A 23,089-nucleotide genomic window follows, 5' to 3' on the forward strand; every position below is an offset into this window, starting at 1 on the left:
GGCAGAATACATACCTGAAACCTATGACGCCTCTTATGCATTCATTCTTTACCATCGCCTTCTTCTATGAATAACAATTCACTTTTTCATAATAATAAAGTTGTAAAGGTTAGCCAGAAATGTGCCGATAGCACTTATAAGACAACACAGCAAATAAGGAAAATAACGATATGTCATGGATTTATCGTATTTCTATGAGAATGAAGTTATTTATCGCGTTATTCCCTCTGCTACTTGCGCTGATATGGTTTGCCGGTTCAGGCATGCTCAGCCGCATCGGTACCGAACGACAGATGGACACTATCGGTCAGTTAACAACGCTTGCCCGCAGCACGGGAGACGTTGTTCATCAACTGCAACGTGAACGTGGAATGAGCGCCGGTTTTATCGGTGCGCGTGGGCAGCAGTTCCGCGATGAAATCCTCGTGCAGCGGAAATTAACTGATGACGCACTGGTAAAGTTAAACCAGGCGTTAGCCCGGACGGATACGAATTTAATACAGGGCAATATTGCCGCCACACTGAAAATGTTTAAAGACAATATTCAGTCCCTCGACGCCACCCGTAATGCGATAAGCGCGCTGAATATAGAGGCGTCAAAGTCGACGCAGTTCTATACGCAGACCATCTCCGGGTTGCTGAGTTTCGTTGGTGGTATAGGTCAGTTAAGCGCCTCCGGCCCAATGGTGAATGAGCTGGCAGCCTTCTATAGCCTGCTGAATTTAAAGGAGCAGGCCGGGATCGAGCGCGCACTGCTCACCAATGTCTTCTCTGTTGATCGCTTTAGCGACGGTCAATTCCGTATGCTCAGTGATGTGGTGGGTAAACAAGAAGCCTGGCTGACCGCCACCCGCCGCTTTAGTAGCGAAGCTCAGGCTGCAGAGCTGGATAAAGCCCTTGCGTCGGCCGAAGTCACCCGCGCTCTTGAGCTGAGAACGATTGCCTTGAATAAAGCGCAGGAAGGTGGATTTGGCGTTAAACCGACGGACTGGTTTACTGCCCAGACCAAACGCATTGAGATACTTCGCCAGGTAGAAACCCAGGCGGCGGATGCCCTGCTCGCACATTCGGCGGCACTGGCCCACAACGCACGTGTTGACTGGCAATCCTTTCTGGCGATCAGTCTGATTGCCCTGCTCATTGCTATTGCCTTTGCCATGATAGTGGTGCGCAGTATTCAACAACAACTAACCAACACACTGAAAACCATCAATGAGATGGACGGCGATTTGACCCGCCGCCTCGATGTACCGGGTAGCGACGAGCTCTCTGCTCTTAATCGCGCCTACAATCAGGCAATCGAAAACATTCAGCATATCGTGCAGGAAATTAAATCGGGCGCGCTGATACTCAGCAACGCCAGCAGTGATATTACCGACGGTAACCAGGATTTGGCTCAGCGTACCGATGAGCAGGCTGCATCCATCGTTGAAACCGCCGCCAGTATGGAACAGATATCGACGGCCATCTCCCAGACCGCCCATAACGCCAGCGAGGCGGAACGACTAACCCAATTGATGGCAAACGACGTGCTGGATGCGACCCGCGTTTCCAACGAGGCCAGCCAGAGCATGGCGGCTATCCGTTCGTCCAGCGACAATATTTTCCAGATTGTGGCGTCAATCGATGAGATCTCGTTTCAAACCAACTTACTGGCGCTAAACGCCGCAGTTGAAGCCGCCCGCGCGGGGGAACTGGGCAAAGGTTTCGCCGTTGTGGCCGCAGAGGTGCGCCATCTTTCCCAACGCTGTGCCAGAGAGGCCAGCCTGATTCGGGAGTTGGTTAATCAGAACATGGATAACATTGGCGAAGGGGTGCAACGAGTTTCGGCGTCCGAGGCGGCACTGAAAGCGGCAGCGGATACAACCGGGCGGATGAAGCAATATGTCAGTGATATCGCCCGCGCAGCCAATGAACAATCGCTTGGCGTAACACAAGTGCATCAGGCACTGAATCAACTGGAGCAGGTCACTCAGCAAAACGCGGCGCTGGTTTCCCAGATGGCAACCGCCAGTCAAATGCTTGACGCACAGTCAAAATCGATGTCCACGCTTGTTGACCGCTTTGTATCCTGAGATAACGGAAAGCAGACATCTGGTCTATCCGGGTGTCTGCCGCCCTCTCAGGACTCAACAACGCTTAATTATATTAACCGTAAACGCGACATAACGTCCCGGTTATACTCAACGTCCAGTCACCGGTCACTGCCGGAATAAACACCGATTGCCCCTCCTTGAGTGTCGCCGTTTCTCCACAAGGATGATGCAATAACGCCTGCCCATCGATCACTAAAACAATCTCTGCACTCGTAGTCTGTATAGCAACATCTTTCACATCGCTATAGACATCAAAGCAAAAATCCTCCACCGGAATCGGATAATGGCGTTTTCCTGCTTCACTTATCGGCCGCATGCGTAATTGCGCCGCATAAATCGGTTCAAATACCGTGCAAGCCATAAGCTCCTTCAGGTTAATTTTTTTCGGCGTTAACCCGGCTCGCAAAACATTATCGGAGCTGGCCATCACTTCCACGGCGACGCCATGAACATACGCATGTAACGTACCGGGTGAAAGAAACATCGCCTCCCCTGGCTGCAATGTCAGGCAATTGAGAAACAGCGGCGCGAACAGGCCAATATCGTCAGGATAATATTGATGCAGGCGTAATATAAACGTCGCCAGATTATCGTCATACCAGTCCCTGGCATTATCAATAAGCCGTTTTAATGCCTGCTGTTTTTCATCCTGTGGTAGCTGCATCACCAGGAGGAAAAATGCCTGCAGTGTTTCTGCGCAGGGGGAGACGGCTAATTGTGTTAACGCATCACTGAGTGACGGAATATTAAGTGGCGTAAAGTTACCCACAATGTCAGCGGGGTTACGAAAGCCGTTCATCGCCATAAACGGCGTCAGCGCATAAACCAGCTCTGGCTTATGGTTATCATCGTTGTAATCAGGCGGGTTATCCGGATTTTGTTGTTGGCGCTGAAACCCCGCCTGCGCCTGCGCTTTTTGCGGATGAACCTGAATCGACAGCGCACTTTCGGCGGCAAGGATCTTTAACAGATACGGTAGCTCACCGAATTGCCCGGCAATTTTACTGCCGAGCATGGCCTGCTTATCAGTAGCAATCAGTTCCGTCAAAGAACAGGTGCCGTCTTCACAGACAACCTGAGAAATCCCCGCCGGATGCACGCCCATCCATAATTCTGCCTGCGGTTGGTCATCAGGATTCGGAATATGAAAACGTGCGTTGAGCGCAGAGCGACTCCCCCACGGATAATTCTTCACCACATTTACGAGTGGATAGAAACAGTGACTCACGTCGATTACTCCTCGTCAGTGAACTGGTTGGTTTGGGCAAGCGTCTTAAACCATACCCCGTTGCGCTTTATATGCCGCTCCCCTGTTTCAATATCGAGACGATAAAAGCCATAGCGACGTTTGAAGGAATTAATCCACGACCAGTTATCAATGAAGGTCCACTGGTGAACACCAAAACAGTTCGCCCCATCCGCAATAGCCCGATGTAGCTGAATTAAATGCTCCTTCATCAGACCGATACGGAAACTGTCATCAATCATGCCATCAGCCTGAACCGGTCCCTCAGATTCGAGATCCATGGCAATACCAATCTCCGCCAGATACCATTTAATATTGCCGTAGTTGTCGCGGATATTTGCGGCGATGTCGTAAATCGCCTGCGGCAAAATTTCGTTATTATCCCGGTATGGGTTAAAGCGCCCGTGCGGATTCACATAATTTTCGAAATAAAATTCTGGGGTGAAATAATCGAGGGTGTAGGCGGACTCCCGTGCTTTTACACGTCGGGGGACATAATAATTGACGCCAAGAAAATCGATATGCGATGAAGTAATCAGGTCAACGTCGGCTTTCGCCACCTCCGGCAGGGACTTATTCGCGACGAGGATTTCGCATAACTCTTTCGGGAACTGATGTTTCACCAGCGGATCGAGAAAACTGCGGTTGAACAGTAAATCAGCATACGCGGCGGCTTTTTTATCTTCAACAGAATCATTGCGGGTGTAGGACGGCGTCAGGTTCAACACCACACCAATCTCGCCGTCCAGCGCCAGTTGTCGATAGACCTGAACCGCCTTTGCATGCGCCAGCATAATATTGAATGCCACCTGCGCCGCCAGCTTGCCATCTTTTTTGCATGGATAGTGGAAGTCATACAGATAGCCCCCTTCAACCGGCACAATCGGCTCGTTGAAGGTTATCCAGTATTTCACTTTATGGCCGAACAGGGTGAACGCGGTCTGTGCAAAACGGGCGAACAGGTCGGTGACTTTCGCTGATTCAAAACCGCCATATTTTTTCTGCAGCACTTCGGGCATATCAAAGTGGTAAAGGTTGATCATCGGCTCAATGCCGTTGGCGATCATCTCGTCCAGATATGCATGGTAGAAACGCACCGCGTCGGCATCGGGCTCACCCGTTTCAAAGTCGGCAATCAGCCGCGACCACTGAATCGAAGTGCGAAAAGAGTTGAAGTTCAACCCTTTCATTAACGCCACATCGTCTTTGTATTTGGTGTAGGTTTCACATACCTTTTGCGGCCCCATTTGCTGATAAAACCGCTCAGGGTGTTCAGCAAACCAACTGTCCCAAATGGAACGATGGGCTTTCCCTTCTACACCTTCGGTTTGTGGGCCAGATGCTGCTGCACCCCAGAAAAATCCGTCCGGGAATTGATACCGGGTCATAACGCCTCCTCAGATAAAAAAGGCTGCGCCCAACGGACGCAGCCAATGTCACTACTCTGCAGTCACTTCAATGGATTTAATAAACATGTAGCCCCAGTCGCCCGGGAACTTGCCGAAACTAATGGTATTTGTGCCCGCGTTTAGCGTCACAGGCACAACCATTTGCTGACCTTTTTCATCGGTCTGCGGGAATTCAACCTCGACTGGCGCCCCCTCGTTCACAACAAACGAATTCTTTTTACCACCCCATTTGCCGTTGAAGGTCACGTGTAACGCGAAGCGCCCCTCCCAGGGAACCTCCACCTGCCAGGTAACCTTATCGCCTTCACTGGCGAACGGGCCGAGAAAACCGTCATCGCCAATGGCAAGCTGGTTTTCACTGGCTTTCACCACATTCAGTTTGCCTTTACTGACGTCCAGCACGCCGCCGCCAAAAGTACAGTAATCAGCGGGTGATTTACCGACGGCCTCTTTCACCGTGACGTTGACGGTTTTGCTCGTACTCAGCAGGCCGTCGTCAGCCGTAAACGTCAGGGCATAAGTACCCGGCGCGGAGAACCAGGCACGCGTGTCGGCTTTACTGCTGTCGCACAGATGCACCTTGTCATTGCCGTTATTGCTCCAGCTCAGCGCCAGTTTGCGGTCAGGCAGATTGTCGTCTGTCGCGGTGGCTTTCAGCGCCACGCCTTTATCCTGTGTTGTCGCCAGGGAAGCGGTCAGCGCAACGGTCGGGGCTTTATTCTCCTGAGTATGTTTCACGCTGATCACGTTCGATGGTGCTGATGCCCCGCTCTCGTTTTTGGCTATCACGCGGTAGTAATAGGTTTTTCCCAACTGTAAGTTGCGGTAGTCGTCGCGGAACAAGGCCATCGTTGCCGGGTTCCACTCGTTCACCCCATCAGAGATATCTTTGCTGACCACCTGCCAGGGGCCGGTTGCCGAGGCGGCACGCTCAACATCGTAATTGCGCCCAACGGCGGCCCCCATCCAGTTAATGGCAAAAGGTGAATTGGTTTCACGCAGACGCGGCGCATCCGGTACGGGGAGCGCAGGTGCTTTATCTAAACCAGCAAGCTGCGCTGAGGCCCTGCGCACCAGATTCACCACCTCCATTTCCTGATTCGCTTTACCTTCTAGCGGGAATCCTGGCAGGTGGTAGCTGTAGTGGCCGGTGTACTCTTTGTGCCAGTAAAAACCGCCGTCATGGCGATGGCCGCGAAAGCCCCAGATAAAGCCGCCGACGGCCTGCGCGCCGTTGACCTCGCTGTGCACAATCGATTGCATAATGTCATTGAGCTGCGCGTGGCCAAGCAGGCCAAATTCGCCGACCAGATAGGCTTTTTTACCGCCGATGGCCTGCAGATCTTTGCTGACCTGATCGGGGTGGTTATTCCCGGCATTGGTGTAGTAGTGGTTGCTGACGATATCGATATTCGGATCGGTCAGGGCAAACGCATTTATCTTTTTATAGGTGCCGTCGACGATGAGCTGATGCGGTGCCCACTTACGGATCCATGCCGCCGTTTGTTTGAGGAAATCGGCATTGGTGTCTTCCAGCTCATTGCCCGTTTCCCAGGCCATGATTGCTTTTTCATCGAAGTAGGCTCGCCCGGTTACCGTATTGGTACGAGTAATCACCTGACGAATAACGTCCAGATAGGCTTTAAAGGTTTTACTGTCAGTACGGTAAAAATCCTCGGGTTTTTCATGATAGAACGCGGCCAGTTGTTCACGGCCGCCCCACCACCACCAGTGATCGATAAAGGGCAGGATTAAACGCAGTCCTTGTTTATCGGCTTGCGCAATCATGTTGTCGTAAACTTTCATCGCCTCTTCATTCAGACGCGGCATGCCATCCGGCGTTTCAGGCGCGAGAATATGCGTTGCGCGCCCGCAGGCTACATCGTTTTCCTGTTGAACAGAGAGCACATAGACACGCTGCGCTTTGGCGCCGGTTTGCACTATCGCGCGGATCCAGTTTTCCTGTTCTTCTGCGGTTGGCCATTTGAAGTACTGCCCCCAACCGCGTGGATCGGCTTTGCAAACTCCACGCGCGTCATCCTCAATGCGATGCAACTCCGGCGCGTGGATACCGGCAAAGCGAAAGACGTTGTTGCCGTCTTTCAACTGCGCGCCATCACGGGTGATAAAGTTTTCGAAATGCGACTGTTCTGCGGCCATGGCCCCTGCGCTTCCCAACACCGAAAGCATCGACACCAGCAGCCATTTGCGTAAAGGTTTAGACATGTTCATCTCTCCTTAGAACCACACTTCAGCCTGGACGCCAAAGTTTACGGTATCCGTACTGCCGCTGCGGCTGTACCCCCCGGCGGAGATGGTGTTGGTGCTCCAGTCATAGTTGCCGTCCAGGGCATCAGATACGCCTTTATCCCATTTGGCGTACGTTACAAAGAAGCGCAACTGCGGGCGACTCCAGTAACCCGAGTCGAACGTCAGGGTTGGCGCGACGGTCACTTTCGTCAGCCCCCCTTTACCTTTGCCATTCACACCTTTGTAGTTTTCATCATCCAGATACTCGTAGCCCACTTCATACTGCATGGCGAAATTCTTAGTTATCTGGTGATACGGACGAACCCCGGCAACCCAGCGCGTGCGGCCCCAGCCGTCGGCATCGCTGCTCCACCAGCGGTAATTTTTATCCTTCTGGTAATAAGCGAAGGTCGAGATATCAACGTTATTCACTGACGCCATGCTATCCAGTATGACGCGCCACGACTGGGTATCGTCCAGGTTGGCCCAACCCCAGCCATTTTTACCCAGCGAATCCCCCGCCCCCAGGCCGCGTCCATACTGCATAACCAGTTTTGAATAGCCGCCGGTCAGTCCCCAGAAACCATCAAAATTGTAAACCCCGGTGATGCCATAGCCTTTTTCAGCAGACGTTGGATGGTTTTCGTTGCGGTTCATGTGATGACCGACGAATTCAAGATCCAGGCCGGTGCCGCCGATTTTCTTCAACCACACGTTGAGGGAATAGTCATCCGGATACCCCTGATCGCCCTTATCAACAGGATAGGCTTTGGTTTCATCGGTCGGAGAGAAGGCGTAGACACCGGCATCCAGGCTCGCAAAACCGAGATCCATATGATCGAAACCGCCACCGGTACCGTTGTACTGAATGTATTCCCAGTCGTACTGATGACTTGAGGTATTGGAACTGCTGTAGCGCTTGCCGCCCCAGAAGGTGATGTCCGGGGCAAAGTCGAGGTTGCTTAATTCAACAAACCCTTCGCGGAATTGCGCGTCATGGCCATCGTCGTCCCGGCAGTTCCAGTCAGCGGTACATTTGCTCTGATGGGTAATATTGGCCTGAATTTTTGCCACCGCGCCTGATGTTGATTTCAGCGTAACCTGTGGAATTAATTCGATTTTGGTGTCTTCTTCGTTCCCCAGACGCCATTTTCCATCGGGCATCAATCCTACGGAGTCGACGCGGTTGCCATCGGAATTCGCCAGAATGCCGGAACGAATATAGCCGTGAAGCGTGAAGTCATATGACTTGACCTCCTCAGCCTGGGCGTTCGCGCAGAGTGCAGCGTTAATGAGTAAGGCCAGAGGTATTAATCGGTTCAACCTGTTCATGATTTTCCTTTTTCTTTTTCTGAGTGAAAGAGCGTCTTATTGGCGCAAAGGGAAATTTACGGATCAAAAAAGGAAAAGTACATCCAGATATGGAAAGCGCTTTCCATAATTGCCGGATCAAATCACAAAATCGAGAATAATGGCAATGATAACGTGATGAAAATCACATAAATGGGTGTGAGTTATAAAAAAGCCAGCGCGGTCATCGCGCTGGCCGGGAAACGGCGGCAGGTTTACTTACTCTCTGCATCCAATAACTGGCGTTCATACACCCTAAAAAATGGCCGGTAGATCATCCAGGAGTTGAACAACGCAAACAGGCACATAAACATGTTTTTCCAACTGCCGTTTGCTGACCAGGCAGCGCCGAGCGGCGATGGCATTGACCAGGGCAACATCGCCACGGCGCGGTCCAGTACGCCAAGGTGTGTGAGATACCAGGCAATACAGGCATTGATGACAGGAACGAAAATAAAAGGGATTAAAAATATGGGGTTAAGGATAACCGGAAAGCCAAACAGAATAGGTTCGTTGATATTAAACAGCGAGGGAATAAAGCCAAGTTTCCCGACGCTTTTCAACTGCCGGGAACGGCTGCGTAACGCCATAAAGATCAGTGGTAAGGTGGAGCCTATTCCGCCAATCAGCAGATAGAAATCCCAGAAACCCTGCAGATAAATATGGGGAAGCTGTGCCTGCCCGCTTGCCAGCGCCTGCTGGTTTTCAAACAGATAAGTCATCCAGAAGGGATTCATGATGCCGGTCACAATTAAGGCGCCATGGATGCCGACAAACCATAATAAATTGCAAATAATCAAAGAGATAAGAATAGCCGTCAGCGTATCAGAAGCGATAATTAACGGGCGAAAGGCTTCGCTTATCAGACCCGGCAGGATCATGCCGGTGGTCAGCTTTAACGTCATATTTACCGCCGTGACAGACAGCATCACCACCAGCAACGGCACAAGGAGCTGGAAACCATTGCGCGTCATCACCGGCACCTCATCCGGCAGGCGTATACACCAGCCTTTATTGTAAAAAAACCTAATAACTTCAATACTATAAAAGCTTGATATCAACGCGCTAAATATCCCTAACCCTCCTAAATAAACATTGCTCCCATCCGTGGTTTTAAAGCCAATAAAGAGCAGAAAACTTATGCACCCTGTCAGGCCCGATAACCTTTCCGGCAACTGGTATTGCTTGGCAAGACTGGCGCTGGCCCCAAAGGCAATGATTAACGCCACCAGACCAATCGTCAGTTCAAAGGTGGGTAAAAGCATCGGGCGAACAAACTGGTAGTAACCGCCAAACCACGAGAAAGGGTTAATGGAAACAGGCGGAAAGATCAACGGCACCATCAGGCTACCGACGATAACAAAAGGCATTGCCAGCGCAAAACTGTCGCGCATGGCGGTGATGTGCTGGCTGCGGGTGAGCATATTGGCAAAAGGGGTAATCCGTTGCTCGATCAGCACAACAACAACATTCATAAACTGAATGTTCATGATGGAACCTATTTAATCCACGAAGTCGCGGGATCATCGCTTACATCGATCCAAAGTGAAAGTCTCAAACTGGTGATCGTGCTCACATTTAATGCATCCATCTATGGAAAGCGCTTTCCGTTCTGAATCCAAAAAGTCTATAGTGCGCCCATTCTCGTCACACAGTCAGGAGTCTTTTCATGAAAAAAATCATGCTTTGTTGTTCCGCTGGCATGTCGACCAGCTTGCTGGTGAAAAAAATGGTGGAAGAGGCGGAAAAGCGCGGTCTGGACGTTGATATCAAAGCCTTTGGTGTCGCGGAATTTGAACAACAAGTGGGGCATTACGAGGTCGTTCTTCTTGGCCCGCAAGTGAAGTACATGCAGAAGGATCTGCAACACAAAGCGAATGCCTACGGTATTCGCGTTGAGCCCATCAACATGATGGATTACGGGATGCAGAAGGGTGCAGCAGTTTTAGATTTTGCCCTTTCATTAATCGACAATAAAAAATAAGGGACACGCCATGAGTTCTCTGTACTCGAAATTAATCGCGGTGATTGAGCAAAAAATCACGCCGCTGGCCGGCGCCGTCGGCCAGCAAAAATACGTTACCTCTATTCGTGACGGTTTCATCCTTGCGCTGCCGTTTATGATTGTCGGCTCTTTTATGCTGGTGTTTATTTTTCCGCCCTTTTCCCCCGACACCACCTGGGGATTCGCGCGCGCCTGGCTGCAATTCTCGCTCGATAATCGCGCCAACCTGATGCTGCCGTACTATTTCAGCATGGGCATCATGACGATATTTATTTCTGTCGGGGTTGCCGCCAGTCTCGCCCGCCATCATGAACTGGATCCACTGACGTCAGGCATGCTCTCGCTGATGGGCTTTTTGCTTATCGCCGCGCCGCTTAAAGATGGGCAAATTTCGACGGCGTATTTCTCCGGCCAGGGGATTTTCACCGCCCTGCTAGTCGCCATCTATACCACGGAGCTGTACGCCTTCCTGCGTCGGAACAACATCACCATCCGCCTGCCGCCTGAAGTCCCGACCGGGGTGGCACGTTCGTTCGAAATCCTCATCCCGGTTCTTGCCGTGGTGCTGACGCTGCATCCGCTGAATCTGGTTATTGAAGCCCAATTTGGCATGATCATCCCGGAAGCGATCATGTCGCTGGTTAAACCGCTGGTCGCCGCGTCGGACACCTTACCGGCTATTTTGCTCTCTGTGCTGGTGTGCCAGATCCTGTGGTTTGCCGGGATCCATGGCGCGCTGATCGTCACCGGCATTATGAACCCTTTCTGGATGGCGAACCTGTCCGTCAACCAGGCGGCCATTGCCGCAGGCACCGCCATTCCCCACATTTATGTGCAGGGTTTTTGGGATCACTATCTGCTGATCGGCGGCGTGGGTTCAACCTTACCGCTGGCGCTGCTGTTGATTCGCAGCAAAGCCGTGCACCTGCGCACTATCGGCCGTATGGGTATCGTTCCTGGTATGTTCAACATCAATGAACCCATTCTGTTTGGTGCACCGATCATTATGAACCCGCTGTTCTTCCTTCCGTTTGTGCTTGTGCCGATGGTCAATGCGACACTGGCCTACCTGGCACTCGACTTTGGCCTGGTCGCCCGTGTGGTCTCGATGACCCCGTGGACCACGCCGGCGCCGATCGGCGCCTCCTGGGCGGCAAACTGGGCTTTTAGCCCTGTCATTATGTGTCTCATTTGTATGGTCACTGCCACCGCCATGTATTTTCCGTTCTTTAAAGCCTACGAAAAACAGCTACTTGCACAAGATACCGCTGAAAATCAGCCATCCGGTGCTACAGGCCAGTCAGAAACCGCATAACTGCAATAACCGAACTCAGAGGATGTTATGGAATTAGAAGAGCAAGTCATGGGCATTATCATCAATGCCGGACAATCACGCAGCCTGTGCTATGAAGCATTGCAGAGCGCCAAAGAAGGCAATTTTGCCGATGCTGATGAAAAAATGCAGCAGGCGCAACACTTTGCCCGTGAAGCGCATTTAGTCCAGACCCAGCTTATTGAAGCCGATGAAGGCGAAGGAAAAACCAAAATGACGCTGGTGATGGTGCATGCCCAGGACCACCTGATGACCTCCATCCTTGCGAAAGAGTTAGTGACGGAACTTATCGAGATTTACCGCACGCGCCATTAATTGCACGACACCGAAGAGAGGCGCAGCCTCTCTTCTTTTACTGGAGGATGACAATGCTTCACCTTGGCCTTGATATTGGCGGTACAAAAATGGAAGCGGTACTGCTGGACCAAAACGGCACCGTTCGTTTTCGTGAGCGGCGTCCAACGTATAAAGCCGACTACGCCGGATTTCTTCATCATCTCGTCGGGATGGTGGAATACATCAAAACCGAACAGAAGCAGGAATTTACCATCGGGATTGGGCTGCCGGGCGCGATAGACCCGGAAACCGATCTTATCAAGAATTGTAATTGTCTGGTGCTGAATGGCGAAAATTTAGCAAAAGATCTGGCCTGTCGCCTGGAACAACCGGTTTTTCTGGCCAACGATGCCGACTGTTTTACCCTCTCCGAGGCCATCGACGGTGCGGGCCAGGGTTATGGGACAGTGTTTGGCGTTATTATCGGCACCGGATGCGGCGGCGGCGTGGTGGTGAATGGACAGTTACTCAGCGGCCCCAACGCCATTGCAGGCGAATGGGGACACAATCCACTGCCAGGCTGGACAGCAGAAAAAGATGGCCCGGTTCAGCACTGCTATTGTCTGCATGAGAACTGTATTGAAAGCTATATTTCCGGCACCGGATTTAGCCGTCGTTTCAATGAGAAACAGGAAAGCCAGCTAAGCACGGAGTCGATCATTGCCGCAGCCGAAGCAGGCGATCCGCTGGCGTTCGCTCATTATCAGCACTTTATCGACGCTTTTGCGCGCAGCATCGCCGGGGTTATCAATACGCTCGATCCGCATGTCATTGTCATTGGCGGCGGCCTTTCTAACGTTGCATCGATCTATCGCGACCTTCCACCAGCTATCAAGAGGTACATTTTTTCATCCTCTTGTCACACTGCTATTGTGAAAGCCAGGTTCGGTGACGCCAGCGGGGTTCGCGGCGCTGCATGGCTGCCCACGCTTCATTCGCACCAAACTGATACGGCGCGCCGTACGGCGTAAGTGACTAAAACTGGTCTGCATTTATGGTATTATTGGGAGAAAATCGCCATACAGAAAACACCATGCCTACTATTGATGATGTTGCAAAATTAGCCAATGTTTCCCGCGCCACGGTTTCACGCGTGCTGACCGGCACACGTGGCGTGCGCGACGATAGCCGTGAAGCGGTGTTAAAAGCCGTTGAAGTGCTCGACTATCGTCCCAGTTTTGCGGCGCAGACGCTGGCCAGTAATACATCAGGTTATATCGGTATGGTGTTGCCCGCTCATGAAGCCAGTTTCAGCGCGACGCTTTTGCCTCGCCTGTCGCTTGCGGTGAAAGCGCTCAATAAATCATTACTGATTCAGTACGTTAATGATGAACATGAGCAAAAAGCCGCCATACACAGTCTGCATCATCAATGCGCGGCGGTGGTGACCTTAAGTCATGCCAGTAGCGATATGCCAGCCAATGTCATCGCCTTTGACGCCTTTTCCACTAAAGGAAGCGCCAACCAGGGCTATAACTATGCTTTCGCGGCAGAAAGCGCCTGTCGTTATGTGCTCGGGAAAGGGCACCGCAATATTGCCTTGCTCGTTGATAATGAAGACGACGTTGCCAGTAAGCAGATGCTGGAAGGGTATCGCAGCGTTTTGCAGAATTACTCGCTACCGTTTAACCGCCAGTTGCTGGTTATGGCCAACAACAATATCGAACAGGCATTGTTAAAACTCATAAACAGTTTTACAAAATACACGGCAATCATTGCCAAACGCGACAGCTACGCCGCCGAGGCCATGCGTTTATTGCGTGAATTTAATATCGCCGTACCGCAAGAAGTCTCTATCGTCAGCCTTGAGGATTCCCCGCTTGCCGCGTTGCTTTATCCTCCGCTGACCTGCATCGCTTACCCTGTCGATCAATTGCTGGAACAATGTATACAACGTATTCAGTCATTGATTGATGGGCACCCTGTCTTTGTGGAAGAGGGCAAATCGATTACCGGACGCCTGGTGGCACGCGCATCGGTAACCGATATTAACGCGATGTGAAATTCCCTTTCGCGTAAATGGGCGCAGCGGGAAAACCTCGACATAAGGAGCACGATTCTGTCGCTGTAGATGACCTTGCCTGCCCTTATCCTTCTGCCCTGCCCCGTTTACGCCGTCAGCGCGCGACACTCCGCCATAAGATATTCGCGCTACTGCCACAGCTCACTAAAACGGCCGCGTCGCGGAGGTGCGAATGGAGAAATCCAGAGAAACAGCGTCATCCTGGTCAACGTCTATTACGCTCATCACACGGTCATCCGTGCTGACGTGGCGCGACCTTAACGCCTGTGCTTTTTCCGGTTGCCCCGCCAATTCGTAGGCCTGTGCCAGATCGCGTCGCCAGTTGGCATTCCATGGGCAGGCCTGGAGTCCCTTTTCCATGTGCCCGATGCCATCGGCCAGGTGCCCTTTGCGAACATAAATCAGGCCTACCATGAAATGCGCGGTAGCGTGTTCGGGCAGATGGTGCAACAGGCGTCTGAAAAGCATCTCGGCTTCATCAAGTTTTCCCTGACGATAGTAGACAATACCCTCGGTCTGCATTCCCGGCACCGGCAGGCTTACCATCTCAATAGGCTCATGCACGATCTTCGCATTGGTTCCCGCGGTAAGCGGCGCCAGAAAGTCCGCGTAACGCCGCCAGCGTTCGCGCGCGGTCTGATAGATAGGCTGACGCACCTGCCACACACTGGCGGTCTTGACCGGCCTGTCCAGTTCAGACGTGTCGAGCACCTGTGGCTCCCACTGCACGCCCAGATAAGCGAGCATGCGGCGCGCCTCACGCTCCGGGTCAGAGACGACATCCTCGTAGCGCACCTCAAGAATTTCGCCGGGGAATAGCTGGTTCCAGTGGTGCATCAACAGATTGTGGTCGGCCAGTTGTTCACCAATCCATTGCAAATCATAGGCGAAGCCCATACCGCCATGTTTGGCTGCGTAGTCGGTGAAGTAGTTGGAGATAGCGATATCACGCGGGTCGCGTCGCACTGAGATTATCCGCGCGTTCGGGAACAGCAGCTTGATAAGACCAATGTTCTCGAAATTGTGCGGCAGCTTGTCCACCACATGCCGAACCTCAGAAGCGTTTTCTGGCACGGTTTCCCGCAGTTCCTTGAGCAGGCTGGCGGTGATACCCGCCACGACATCGGCCGACAGATCGTCCACACAATCCGGGTAATGGTGTCCTGACCCCGTATGACGCTCCCAGCGCTCCAGCCTGGCGATCGTGCTGGGAATCACCCCCAGTTCGCCCGCGCCGTGGATTTGGCTGTGCCCCGCCAGAATCTGTTCAATCAGCGTCGTACCGGAACGCGGCATACCCAGTACGAATACCGGCAGCGTTGAATCGTTGCCGATGTGGCGTCGGTGCTCGTAGAGCGAACGGCTGAATGCGTGGCGGATACGCGCGCAGCTTTGTCGGTGTGCAACCGGATCGTAACGTAGAAGTGCGCGGTGGGCGGCATTGGCTTCGTTGGCCAGGGTGAAGGCTCTGGCGTACTCTTTGCGTTTTTCCCAGGCAGCAGCCAGTTGCAGCAGCAATCCAGGCTGCACCGGGCCGGACAAGCCAGGCCGACGCGCCAGATTTTCCAGGCGAATCAATGTCTCTTCATCTTGCGGAAAACGACGGGCATTGATCAGCGCCGCATGACCGCGTGCCGGGTCGATCGCCAAAATTTGCTCGAACAGCGCAACAGCCTCGTCGATACGCCCCAATTGCATATATAACTGTCCCAGCCCTTGCAGTGCCGGGAGCAGTTGCGGATGTGCCTGTAGCACGTCGATGTATCGCGCCTCTGCCCCGGCGTACCGCTGTTCCTGCGCGTCTGCACCGGCCAGTGCTACTTGCGCCTGCGCCAGCCAGTGACCGATTTGCGCGGCGTCCATATCGGGTGAAGGCGTCAGCGCCCCGGCCTCCTCAAGAGCCTGTTCAGCCATTGTACGCGCCAACGCCGGATGCCCCTGGGTAGCGACGCTGGCAAGCTTGAGGCGCAGAGGAAGCGTTATTTTTTGCTGCTGCCCGGCCAGATTAATGGCACGGTGCAACAAGGCAATGGCATGCGGTATGCGCCCCTGCAACTCAGCCAGTTCAGCGTGCTGTAGGTACAGGTCCGGATGTTCCGGGTAATGACGCAGACCATGGCGCAGCGCATCCTCGGCCTGGGCATGGCGTCCTCGCTCGGCCAGACGCTGAACATAACCGGTCAGCAGGCCGCAGTAATCGTCCTCAGCCAATTCAGCATGGCGTGCGTCCAGCCAGGCATCAGCGCGGGCGAAGTCGCCACGGGCCAGCCACAGCTCCAGACGCAGACCGCGCAGTTGCTGATCGTGCAGCGCCACCTGCTGTGCGGGCCAGTGCTCCCGCTCGCCTGCCCAGAAGCGGTCTGCGGCGGCCAGCGTCTCTTCGGCCTGATGCAACGCCTCACTTTGCAGGTAGAGACGCAGCAGTTGCTGATAGACGTCGATACGTGGTTGCAGGCGCAGACTGCACTCATACAGGGGGATAGCCTCCTCCTCCCGTTGATGCTGCACATAACAGGCAGCCAGACGCGCCAGCAGAAGCGAGTGGTCTGGTGCCTCGGTGCGGGTGGCTTCCAGCATCGCCTGCGCCGTGGCAGATTCCCCAAGAAGCAGATGCACGGCAGCCAGGTCGACACGGGCATCGACCTCCAGTTCAGCCGGGATCAGCACCCCCAGCGTCTGGCGGGCCGCCTCTGGCTGGCCCAAATGGGCCTGAGCCAGGGCCAAAAGCACCTGTTCTGCTGATGAGAGCGCCGGCAGGCTAAAGACAGCCTCCTGCAGCGCCTCGAATTGCCGCATTTCGACCAGACGGCGTAGCAGAATCAGTGAACCTGTCATGGTATCGCCAGCCCTTGCGAGGTGAGGACGCCAGCAGGCATCGCCTGCAGATACGCCTGAGCAAACGAATTATCCGCATTCGGGTTTGCGGCCCAGGTGCCGTTCCAAAGATCCGCGTTATTCCCACCACGAGCGAATTGGCCATTTGCGGCAACGCCGGCGACATTAGAAAGCGTAGAAGAGAACCCCGCCACCCAGTTAACGGAATTGCCGCCGTGATTCATCGCCACTACTGCCTCGCCATGGCTTCCCTTAACATCACTCCCCGTGCCCACCAGCACAATCTTGTCGTCCGTGCCCAGATTCTGCGCGCCCGACCACATTTCGTTGCTATCCAGACCAACCAGCGGGCTGTAAGTGCTGTTGACCTTGATATAGATGGTGTACGCGGTATTGGCGTCAAAGACACGCCCGTTATGCTCGGAACTTTGTCCCGTCGTCAGGTCGAACACCACGATGGAAGGATCCCCGACCGAGGCGGAAGCGGTCGTGAAATTCAACCCCGTTGACGTGCTGATACCTGCATAGTTATTCCCCGCCGCGTCGTGCAGCGCGGTACTGTCGATTTGGACATGGTAGTTTGCGCCAGCCGCCAGATCCGTTGTCGGGTTGACCGTCACCGTGTGACCGCTGATAGAGACCTGCGAACTGTCGGTGATGTCGATGACCTTGTTCAGACTGCTGTTGCCGTCGTTAACGAGGGTGATATGGCCGCTGCCGGCCTGCACGTTCTCGCTGAAGGTCAGTGTCAGGTTAGAGCCCGTGGCAACGCTGCCGCCGTTATCCTGCGGCGTGCTGCTGGAGAGCACAGGCGCTGTGCTGTCTACCGTAAGACCGGTGCTGTCCGCCGCAGTGGCCGAGGTGTGGCTCGCCGTAGTGGCCGTAACAGAGACGTTGAGACCATGAACGTTGTTAATGGAGCCGGCGGCGATAGTGTATTGGGCCGTATACTTGCCATCGCCAGCGGTGACATCGCCGTGGGTACCATCGTCCCAGGCCGTCACCGGCGTGCTGGCGCCAAACTGGCTGAAATCCATGGTGACGCCGGTCACTGTGCTGGTATTGGCGTCGCCACTGGCAGAGTTATCCCACACGGCGGTGACGGTGTCGCCAATCTTGTAGGTACTGCCGTCTGCGCCACCTGGCGTGGAGGTGATGGCGATATGGGCATCGGTCACTATCGGTAACGCGGGAGCAGGACCTGCGTTCAGGCCAATCTGATAGATATCGCCGACAGCATAGCCAGCCTTACCGCCATCGCTTGTGTCGCTATCAAACAGCACAGAGTAGGTGATGTCATGGCCGCCCGCGCCATCGGAGACGATCCGCACGTTGTACAACTGCCCGCCCTGGGGCACCGTGATACCGGTGTCCGTCACCGCACTGGTCAGCTCGCCGGTGGTTTTGGAGATACTGACCTGGCTCAGGCCGCCGTTTCCGTCAGGGAACACGAACACCAGATCCGTACCGTTGTCGTACACCGTGGCTGATGCCGCCAGGTAGCCGGCGGTGCTGTACTGCAACTCATCATGGGTCACCTTGTCCATCGCACCAACGTCCACGGCGTGATAGCTCTGGGTCCCCATGTTATAAACGGTGTTGCTCTGGACGTTGGTGGTGATGAGCGTGCCGTTGTTGTTATAGAGCGTGACCTGCCAGGTCGCAGTGCGATATTCCTGACTAAAGACAGCAAAACCCCCATCGAAAGCAATGGCGTTAGTCGGCGAACCCTGCTCGTCATTCCAGTTAACACGCTGCCAGGTCTTGCCGCTGTCGAAGTTGGCCAGCGAACCGGAGGCGTCGAGCTTGAAGATGAAGGCGCCGATAGGCGTGCTTGTCGCCGACTGACCAGGCGTGCCTATCCAGTCGTAGACCTCGGACGCCAGCACATAGCTGCCATCGCTCAGTGCCGTCAGCACACCCGGCGTCAACTGGAATTTCATCAACTGGACTGCCGGGCTGGCGACGCCGCCGAAATTGGCGCTCGAGCTGTTGCCGCCAATCAAGGTCTGCGCGCCCTGGGTGAAGTTGAGTCCGCTGCCGTTGTAGTGGAAGACAGAGATAGCTTCCTGCTGATCGGTCCCGGTCCCCATCGTCTGGTAGGCGATCGCGAAATCACCGCCATTCGCGCTGCTCTGCGCCGCGATGGTGACCCCGGTACCAGGGGCTGCCAGGGTGTTGCTGGATTGCAGATTGCCGCTGTTGTCATAGATCGCATAGTGGACGCTGTAATCTGAGTAATTAGCGGTATCCACCTGCGACCAGGCCACGACGAAACCGCCGTTGGCCAGCGCCTTGATCTGTGTATCCATCATGGTGTAGCCATTGGGGATACTGATGTCGACGGTCTTGATGACGTTATTGCCCGCGTCCAGCACCTTAATAACGCCAGCGTAAAGCGGGCCGGTCGGATCCCAGGAAATATTGTCGCCGCCGGTCTGCTTCATGTACTCCAGCACCGTGTAGCCGTTACTCAGTTTCTCCAGACCGACGTTGATGTTCATCTCGGTGGATGTGTCGGTGGTACTGCCCGAGACCAACGCGCTGCCATTAAGGCCAGCACTGACGTTAAGGGTGACAGTCTGGCTACTGTGGTTGCCAGCGGCATCGGTCGCGGTAACGATGAAGTTATAGCTGCCCTCGATAGCGGCGTTGTTCAATGTGACGACGCCGGTGGTGGGGTTGATGGAGAAATTGGCGAGGCTGTCCGCGTCCAGGCTATAGGTGATGGCATGGGCGTCCGTGGCGTTGGCATCGTACACCTGGGTGCCAGCCGCCGTGCCGCCAACAATGGTGGCGCCGGTAGCGGTGGCGCCGCCTGCGATAACGGGCGCGGTGTTGTCCACAATCACGCTGCTGCCGGAAATGATGGAAAGATTGCCTGCCGCATCAACGGCATAAGCGTGGTAAGTGCCTTCGGCAAGGCCAGTCAGCGCCAGCGTGGTGCCAGCGTTCGCCGCGACGGCGACGCTGTTCACCAGGTTGTCGGCGGCGGCGGTGAGGCTGCTCAGATTCGTCACCGTCACGCTGTCGCTGACCAGATATACCGTGCCGGCCTCGGTGCTCTGCACGGTGACCGTCTGGCTGCTGTTCTCCACGCCATCCACGTCGCGGGTGAGCGTGACGGCAGGCGGCGTGGTGTCGACGACGTTGTAGGTGACGGTATGCGTGGTCTGGTTGCCAGCGGCGTCGGTGGCGGTGACGGTGAATTGCGCACCGGTGGCCTTAGCCGGGCTGGAGAGCAGCGTCACGACGCCAGTGCTGGCGTTAATATGGAAGTGCCCGGTGTCGCTCAGGCTGTAAGTGACGCCGTGCGCATCGGTGGCGGCAGCGGTGTAGACAGTATCGCCGACGGCAGTGCTATCGGTAATATCGGCGGCGGTGGCAGCGCTGGTGAAGACAGGCGCGGTGTTGTCCACAATCACGCTGCTACCCGAGATGGCGGAGACATTGCCGGACGCGTCCACAGCATAAGCGTGGTAGGTGCCTTCGGCAAGGCCGGTCAGCGCCAGCGTGGTGCCAGCGTTCGCCGCGACGGCGACGCTGTTCACCAGGTTGTCGGCGGCGGCGGTGAGGCTGCCCAGATTCGTCACTGTCACGCTGTCGCTGACCAGGTATACCGTGCCGGCCTCGGTGCTCTGCACGGTGACCGTCTGGCTGCTGTTCTCCACACCATCCACGTCGCGGGTGAGCGTGACGGCAGGCGGCGTGGTGTCGACGACGTTGTAGGTGACGGTATGCGTGGTCTGGTTGCCAGCGGCGTCGGTGGCGGTAACAGTGAATTGTGCGCCAGTGGCGCTGGCCGGGCTGGAGAGCAGCGTTACGACGCCGGTACTGGTGTTGATGCGGAAGTGCTGGGTGTCGCTCAGGCTGTAGGTCACGCCGTGCGCATCGGTGGCGGCAGCGGTGTAGACAGTATCGCCGACGGCAGTGCTATCGGTAATATCGGCGGCGGTGGCAGCGCTGGTGAAGACAGGTACGGTGTTGTCCACCAACACACTGCGGCCGGAAATAACAGAAAGATTGCCTGCCGCATCGACGGCATAAGCATGGTAGGTACCTTCTGCGAGATTTGCGGCAGAGATAGTTGCGCTGGTATTGGCTGTGACAGTCGTGCTGGCCCACTGGTTGCTGGCGGCGCCCGTAATGTCGCTAAGCTGACTGACCACGACATTGTCGTTGACGAGATAGATGGTGCCGCTTTCGGTACTTTGCACGGTGGCATGGCCATCGTGGTTGAGCACGACGAGGTTTTCGTGGGTGCTGCCGTCTGCGTTAAATTTCTGCACAAAGAGGTGATAGCCTGAAATGCCGCTGGCATAACCGTACCAGGTCACCATGTATTCGCCGTTTGTACCAACGGCGGTGACTTGTGGATAGAGGTCGGTCGCGCCGCTGGAAGCTTGCAGTTGTACGACACCGCCCACCAGGCCGCCACTGGCATCGAATTTCTGCACATTGACGTCCCAATTCGAGCTGCCCAAACTCATCCAGGTAACGACATAGCCGCCATCGCCCAGCGCCGTGATGCGCGGTAATTCGTCGTAGTTATTGCTCGTATTGTTGTGTGATGCGTCCAGTTGCACGGTAGCGCCCACTTTGCTGCCGCCAGCAGAGAACTGTTGAACAAAGACAGTGTAATCGTCGGAGCCGTTTGTATCGGTATATTCCATCCATGTGATGGCGTAGCCACCGCCGGTCAGCGCTGCAACGTACGGGTAGGTATATTCGCTACCGAAATTAGCGTTACTCGCGCCGTTCAGTTCGACGATGCTGCCAACCCTGGCGCCGTTGGCATCGAATTGCTGCACATAGGTGCTGCTGTTGTAGTTCGAGTTGCTGTAGTTGTAGCCGGACCAGGTAACGACATAGCCGCCGTTAGCCAGCGCCGTGATCTGCGGCAGGGTTTCGTAGTTAGTACTGTTTCCCGTCGAGGCGTCGAGCACCACTTGGGTGGATGGGGTGCCGGTAGCGTCGAACTGCTGCACGTAGATGTGGTAGTCGCCGGAGGTTTGGCCCTGCCAGGTCACCACGTAGCTACCGCTGTCCAGCACGGTCACCTGCGGGCTGGCGTTGTTAGAGGAGCCTTGCGCAATCAGTGGCACGGTGTTGCCAACTGCGACACCCGCGTCATCAAAGCGCTGCACGTAGACACCGCCGCCGTTGATGTACCAGGTCACGATATAGCTGCCATCGGTAAGCGTCGCGATCTGCGGGGCGATATCCTGCGCAGAAGCGGCCCCATCAAGTTTCACGGCTGCGGATATTGGGCTACCGTCAGCGTTGAACAACTGCGTATAGATGCTGCTGTCAGTGCTGGCGCTATTCTTGCCGGTCCAGGCAACGGCATACGCCCCTGCGTCGTTAATGGCCGTCACACTGATAACACTGTCCAACGCGTTGGAGTAAGTGTTGGTCGCGCCTGATGCAAGCTGTACGGGATCACCCATCGCCACACCCTGAGCGCTCAGGCGCTGCGCATAGATCCCGTAGCTGCCATTGTTGTTGCCAGCCCATGTCATCAGGAAGCTACCGTCGCCCAGCGCGGTTGTGTCAAAACCGTTGGGGTAAATGTAGCCCGTCGCCGGGCTCAGCATCACGGGCCCCGTCGAGCTGCCGTCGAGTGTGACAGTCGGTGCGATTTCGTCCACATCGGTGACATTAACGGTGACGGTCTGCGTGGTCACATGGCCTGCCGCATCAGTGGCGGCGACGATAAAGGTGTATGCAGGCGCGTGGGTGCCTTCAAAATCAGGGCTAGCTTTGAAAGTGACCGCACCCGTTGCCGCATCGATAGTGAAATACTGGGCGTCTGCGCCATTATCCGCATCGATCAAGCTGTAGGTGACGTGCTCGCCACCATCGGCGGCGTCATTGTCAAAGGCCTGCGCGGTGTAGATGGCGGTGCTGGTGGCGGTATTCTCGGCAACGCTCACCGTGGCGGTGGCGAAGCTGTCGCTGCTGTTGCCCGTGGTGAAGCTGGGGGCGACCTCATCGAGGTTATTGATGCCCAGGGTGACCGTCCGGTCGCTGGCATTGCCTGCCGCATCGGTGGCAACAACGGTGAAGCTGTAGCTGGATTTGCTTTCAAAATCCGGGTTGCCGGTCAGCGTGACCGCACCGGTGGTCGGGTTGATGGTCAGACCCGCGTCGCTGCCCGCTTTGAGCGAGAAGGTCACCCCACCGCTGATATCGCCGCTGTCGGT

General features: G+C 54.9%; 13 protein-coding genes. 6 read left to right on the top strand and 7 right to left on the bottom strand.

Going from position 1 to position 23,089, the window contains the following annotated elements; all coding sequences use genetic code 11:
- Positions 1-170 precede the first annotated feature (170 nt).
- Entirely contained in the window at positions 171-2,075 is a 1,905-nt protein-coding gene (locus tag ABIB59_RS04230) for a methyl-accepting chemotaxis protein (protein WP_354034114.1), read from the top strand.
- 73 nt (positions 2,076-2,148) lie between these two features.
- Here the strand turns inward: ABIB59_RS04230 and manA are convergent, their stop codons facing one another.
- From manA to ABIB59_RS04255, 5 genes are all read right to left on the bottom strand, one after another.
- Positions 2,149-3,324, bottom strand: coding sequence for a mannose-6-phosphate isomerase, class I (gene manA / locus ABIB59_RS04235; RefSeq protein ID WP_039079811.1), 1,176 nt, complete (start codon positions 3,322-3,324; stop codon positions 2,149-2,151).
- Positions 3,325-3,329: 5 nt separating this feature from the next.
- Positions 3,330-4,730, bottom strand: coding sequence for a glycoside hydrolase family 1 protein (locus ABIB59_RS04240; RefSeq protein WP_039079810.1), 1,401 nt, complete (start codon positions 4,728-4,730; stop codon positions 3,330-3,332).
- Positions 4,731-4,781: 51 nt separating this feature from the next.
- A complete protein-coding gene (locus ABIB59_RS04245; RefSeq protein ID WP_354034116.1) occupies positions 4,782-6,977 on the bottom strand; it encodes a CBM35 domain-containing protein in 2,196 nt (731 codons plus the stop codon).
- Between the two features lie 12 nt (positions 6,978-6,989).
- Complete coding sequence (locus ABIB59_RS04250; protein WP_335257135.1) at positions 6,990-8,333, bottom strand: maltoporin; 1,344 nt, start codon at positions 8,331-8,333, stop codon at positions 6,990-6,992.
- 233 nt (positions 8,334-8,566) lie between these two features.
- Complete coding sequence (locus ABIB59_RS04255) at positions 8,567-9,841, bottom strand: PTS sugar transporter subunit IIC (protein ID WP_079496212.1); 1,275 nt, start codon at positions 9,839-9,841, stop codon at positions 8,567-8,569.
- A 179-nt stretch (positions 9,842-10,020) separates the two neighbouring features.
- On the opposite strand from ABIB59_RS04255, the gene ABIB59_RS04260 reads away from it, so the two are divergent.
- The 5 genes from ABIB59_RS04260 to ABIB59_RS04280 all read left to right on the top strand — a co-directional run bounded on the left by ABIB59_RS04260 (position 10,021) and on the right by ABIB59_RS04280 (position 14,027).
- The gene (locus ABIB59_RS04260; RefSeq protein WP_039079806.1) at positions 10,021-10,335 is read left to right on the top strand and encodes a PTS sugar transporter subunit IIB; all 315 of its coding nucleotides are present in this window, start codon (positions 10,021-10,023) and stop codon (positions 10,333-10,335) included.
- Between the two features lie 10 nt (positions 10,336-10,345).
- A complete protein-coding gene (locus ABIB59_RS04265) occupies positions 10,346-11,671 on the top strand; it encodes a PTS sugar transporter subunit IIC (RefSeq protein ID WP_354034119.1) in 1,326 nt (441 codons plus the stop codon).
- A 27-nt stretch (positions 11,672-11,698) separates the two neighbouring features.
- On the top strand, positions 11,699-12,004 hold the full coding sequence (gene chbA / locus ABIB59_RS04270) for a PTS N,N'-diacetylchitobiose transporter subunit IIA (protein ID WP_039079804.1): 306 nt from the start codon (positions 11,699-11,701) through the stop codon (positions 12,002-12,004).
- 53 nt (positions 12,005-12,057) lie between these two features.
- On the top strand, positions 12,058-12,996 hold the full coding sequence (locus tag ABIB59_RS04275; protein WP_354034121.1) for an ROK family protein: 939 nt from the start codon (positions 12,058-12,060) through the stop codon (positions 12,994-12,996).
- A 62-nt stretch (positions 12,997-13,058) separates the two neighbouring features.
- Positions 13,059-14,027: a LacI family DNA-binding transcriptional regulator gene (locus ABIB59_RS04280; RefSeq protein WP_354034123.1), complete on the top strand. Its 969-nt coding sequence runs from the start codon at positions 13,059-13,061 to the stop codon at positions 14,025-14,027.
- Positions 14,028-14,192: 165 nt separating this feature from the next.
- Here ABIB59_RS04280 and ABIB59_RS04285 read toward each other — a convergent pair whose 3' ends face one another.
- Together ABIB59_RS04285 and ABIB59_RS04290 are read right to left on the bottom strand one after the other, a co-directional pair.
- Positions 14,193-16,883 carry a sulfotransferase gene (locus ABIB59_RS04285; RefSeq protein ID WP_354034125.1) on the bottom strand — a complete coding sequence of 897 codons (2,691 nt, stop codon included), beginning with the start codon at positions 16,881-16,883 and terminating at the stop codon, positions 14,193-14,195.
- Positions 16,880-23,062 (bottom strand): cadherin domain-containing protein, encoded by a 6,183-nt coding sequence (locus tag ABIB59_RS04290; RefSeq protein WP_354034127.1) that lies wholly within the window; start codon positions 23,060-23,062, stop codon positions 16,880-16,882. Before ABIB59_RS04290 ends, ABIB59_RS04285 begins: the two co-directional genes overlap by 4 nt.
- Positions 23,063-23,089: the final 27 nt, after the last annotated feature.

The organism is Citrobacter sp. UYEF32 (assembly GCF_040546205.1).
Classification (GTDB): Bacteria; Pseudomonadota; Gammaproteobacteria; order Enterobacterales; family Enterobacteriaceae; genus Phytobacter; species Phytobacter diazotrophicus.

Excerpts from the sequence above, each read along its gene's own strand:
- ABIB59_RS04230 (WP_354034114.1), top strand. The coding sequence starts at position 171 with ATGTCATGGATTTATCGTATTTCTATGAGAATGAAGTTATTTATCGCG.
- ABIB59_RS04240 (WP_039079810.1), bottom strand. The coding sequence starts at position 4,730 with ATGACCCGGTATCAATTCCCGGACGGATTTTTCTGGGGTGCAGCAGCA.
- ABIB59_RS04245 (WP_354034116.1), bottom strand. The coding sequence starts at position 6,977 with ATGTCTAAACCTTTACGCAAATGGCTGCTGGTGTCGATGCTTTCGGTG.
- ABIB59_RS04250 (WP_335257135.1), bottom strand. The coding sequence starts at position 8,333 with ATGAACAGGTTGAACCGATTAATACCTCTGGCCTTACTCATTAACGCT.
- ABIB59_RS04255 (WP_079496212.1), bottom strand. The coding sequence starts at position 9,841 with ATGAACATTCAGTTTATGAATGTTGTTGTTGTGCTGATCGAGCAACGG.
- ABIB59_RS04260 (WP_039079806.1), top strand. The coding sequence starts at position 10,021 with ATGAAAAAAATCATGCTTTGTTGTTCCGCTGGCATGTCGACCAGCTTG.
- ABIB59_RS04265 (WP_354034119.1), top strand. The coding sequence starts at position 10,346 with ATGAGTTCTCTGTACTCGAAATTAATCGCGGTGATTGAGCAAAAAATC.
- chbA (WP_039079804.1), top strand. The coding sequence starts at position 11,699 with ATGGAATTAGAAGAGCAAGTCATGGGCATTATCATCAATGCCGGACAA.
- ABIB59_RS04275 (WP_354034121.1), top strand. The coding sequence starts at position 12,058 with ATGCTTCACCTTGGCCTTGATATTGGCGGTACAAAAATGGAAGCGGTA.
- ABIB59_RS04280 (WP_354034123.1), top strand. The coding sequence starts at position 13,059 with ATGCCTACTATTGATGATGTTGCAAAATTAGCCAATGTTTCCCGCGCC.
- ABIB59_RS04285 (WP_354034125.1), bottom strand. The coding sequence starts at position 16,883 with ATGACAGGTTCACTGATTCTGCTACGCCGTCTGGTCGAAATGCGGCAA.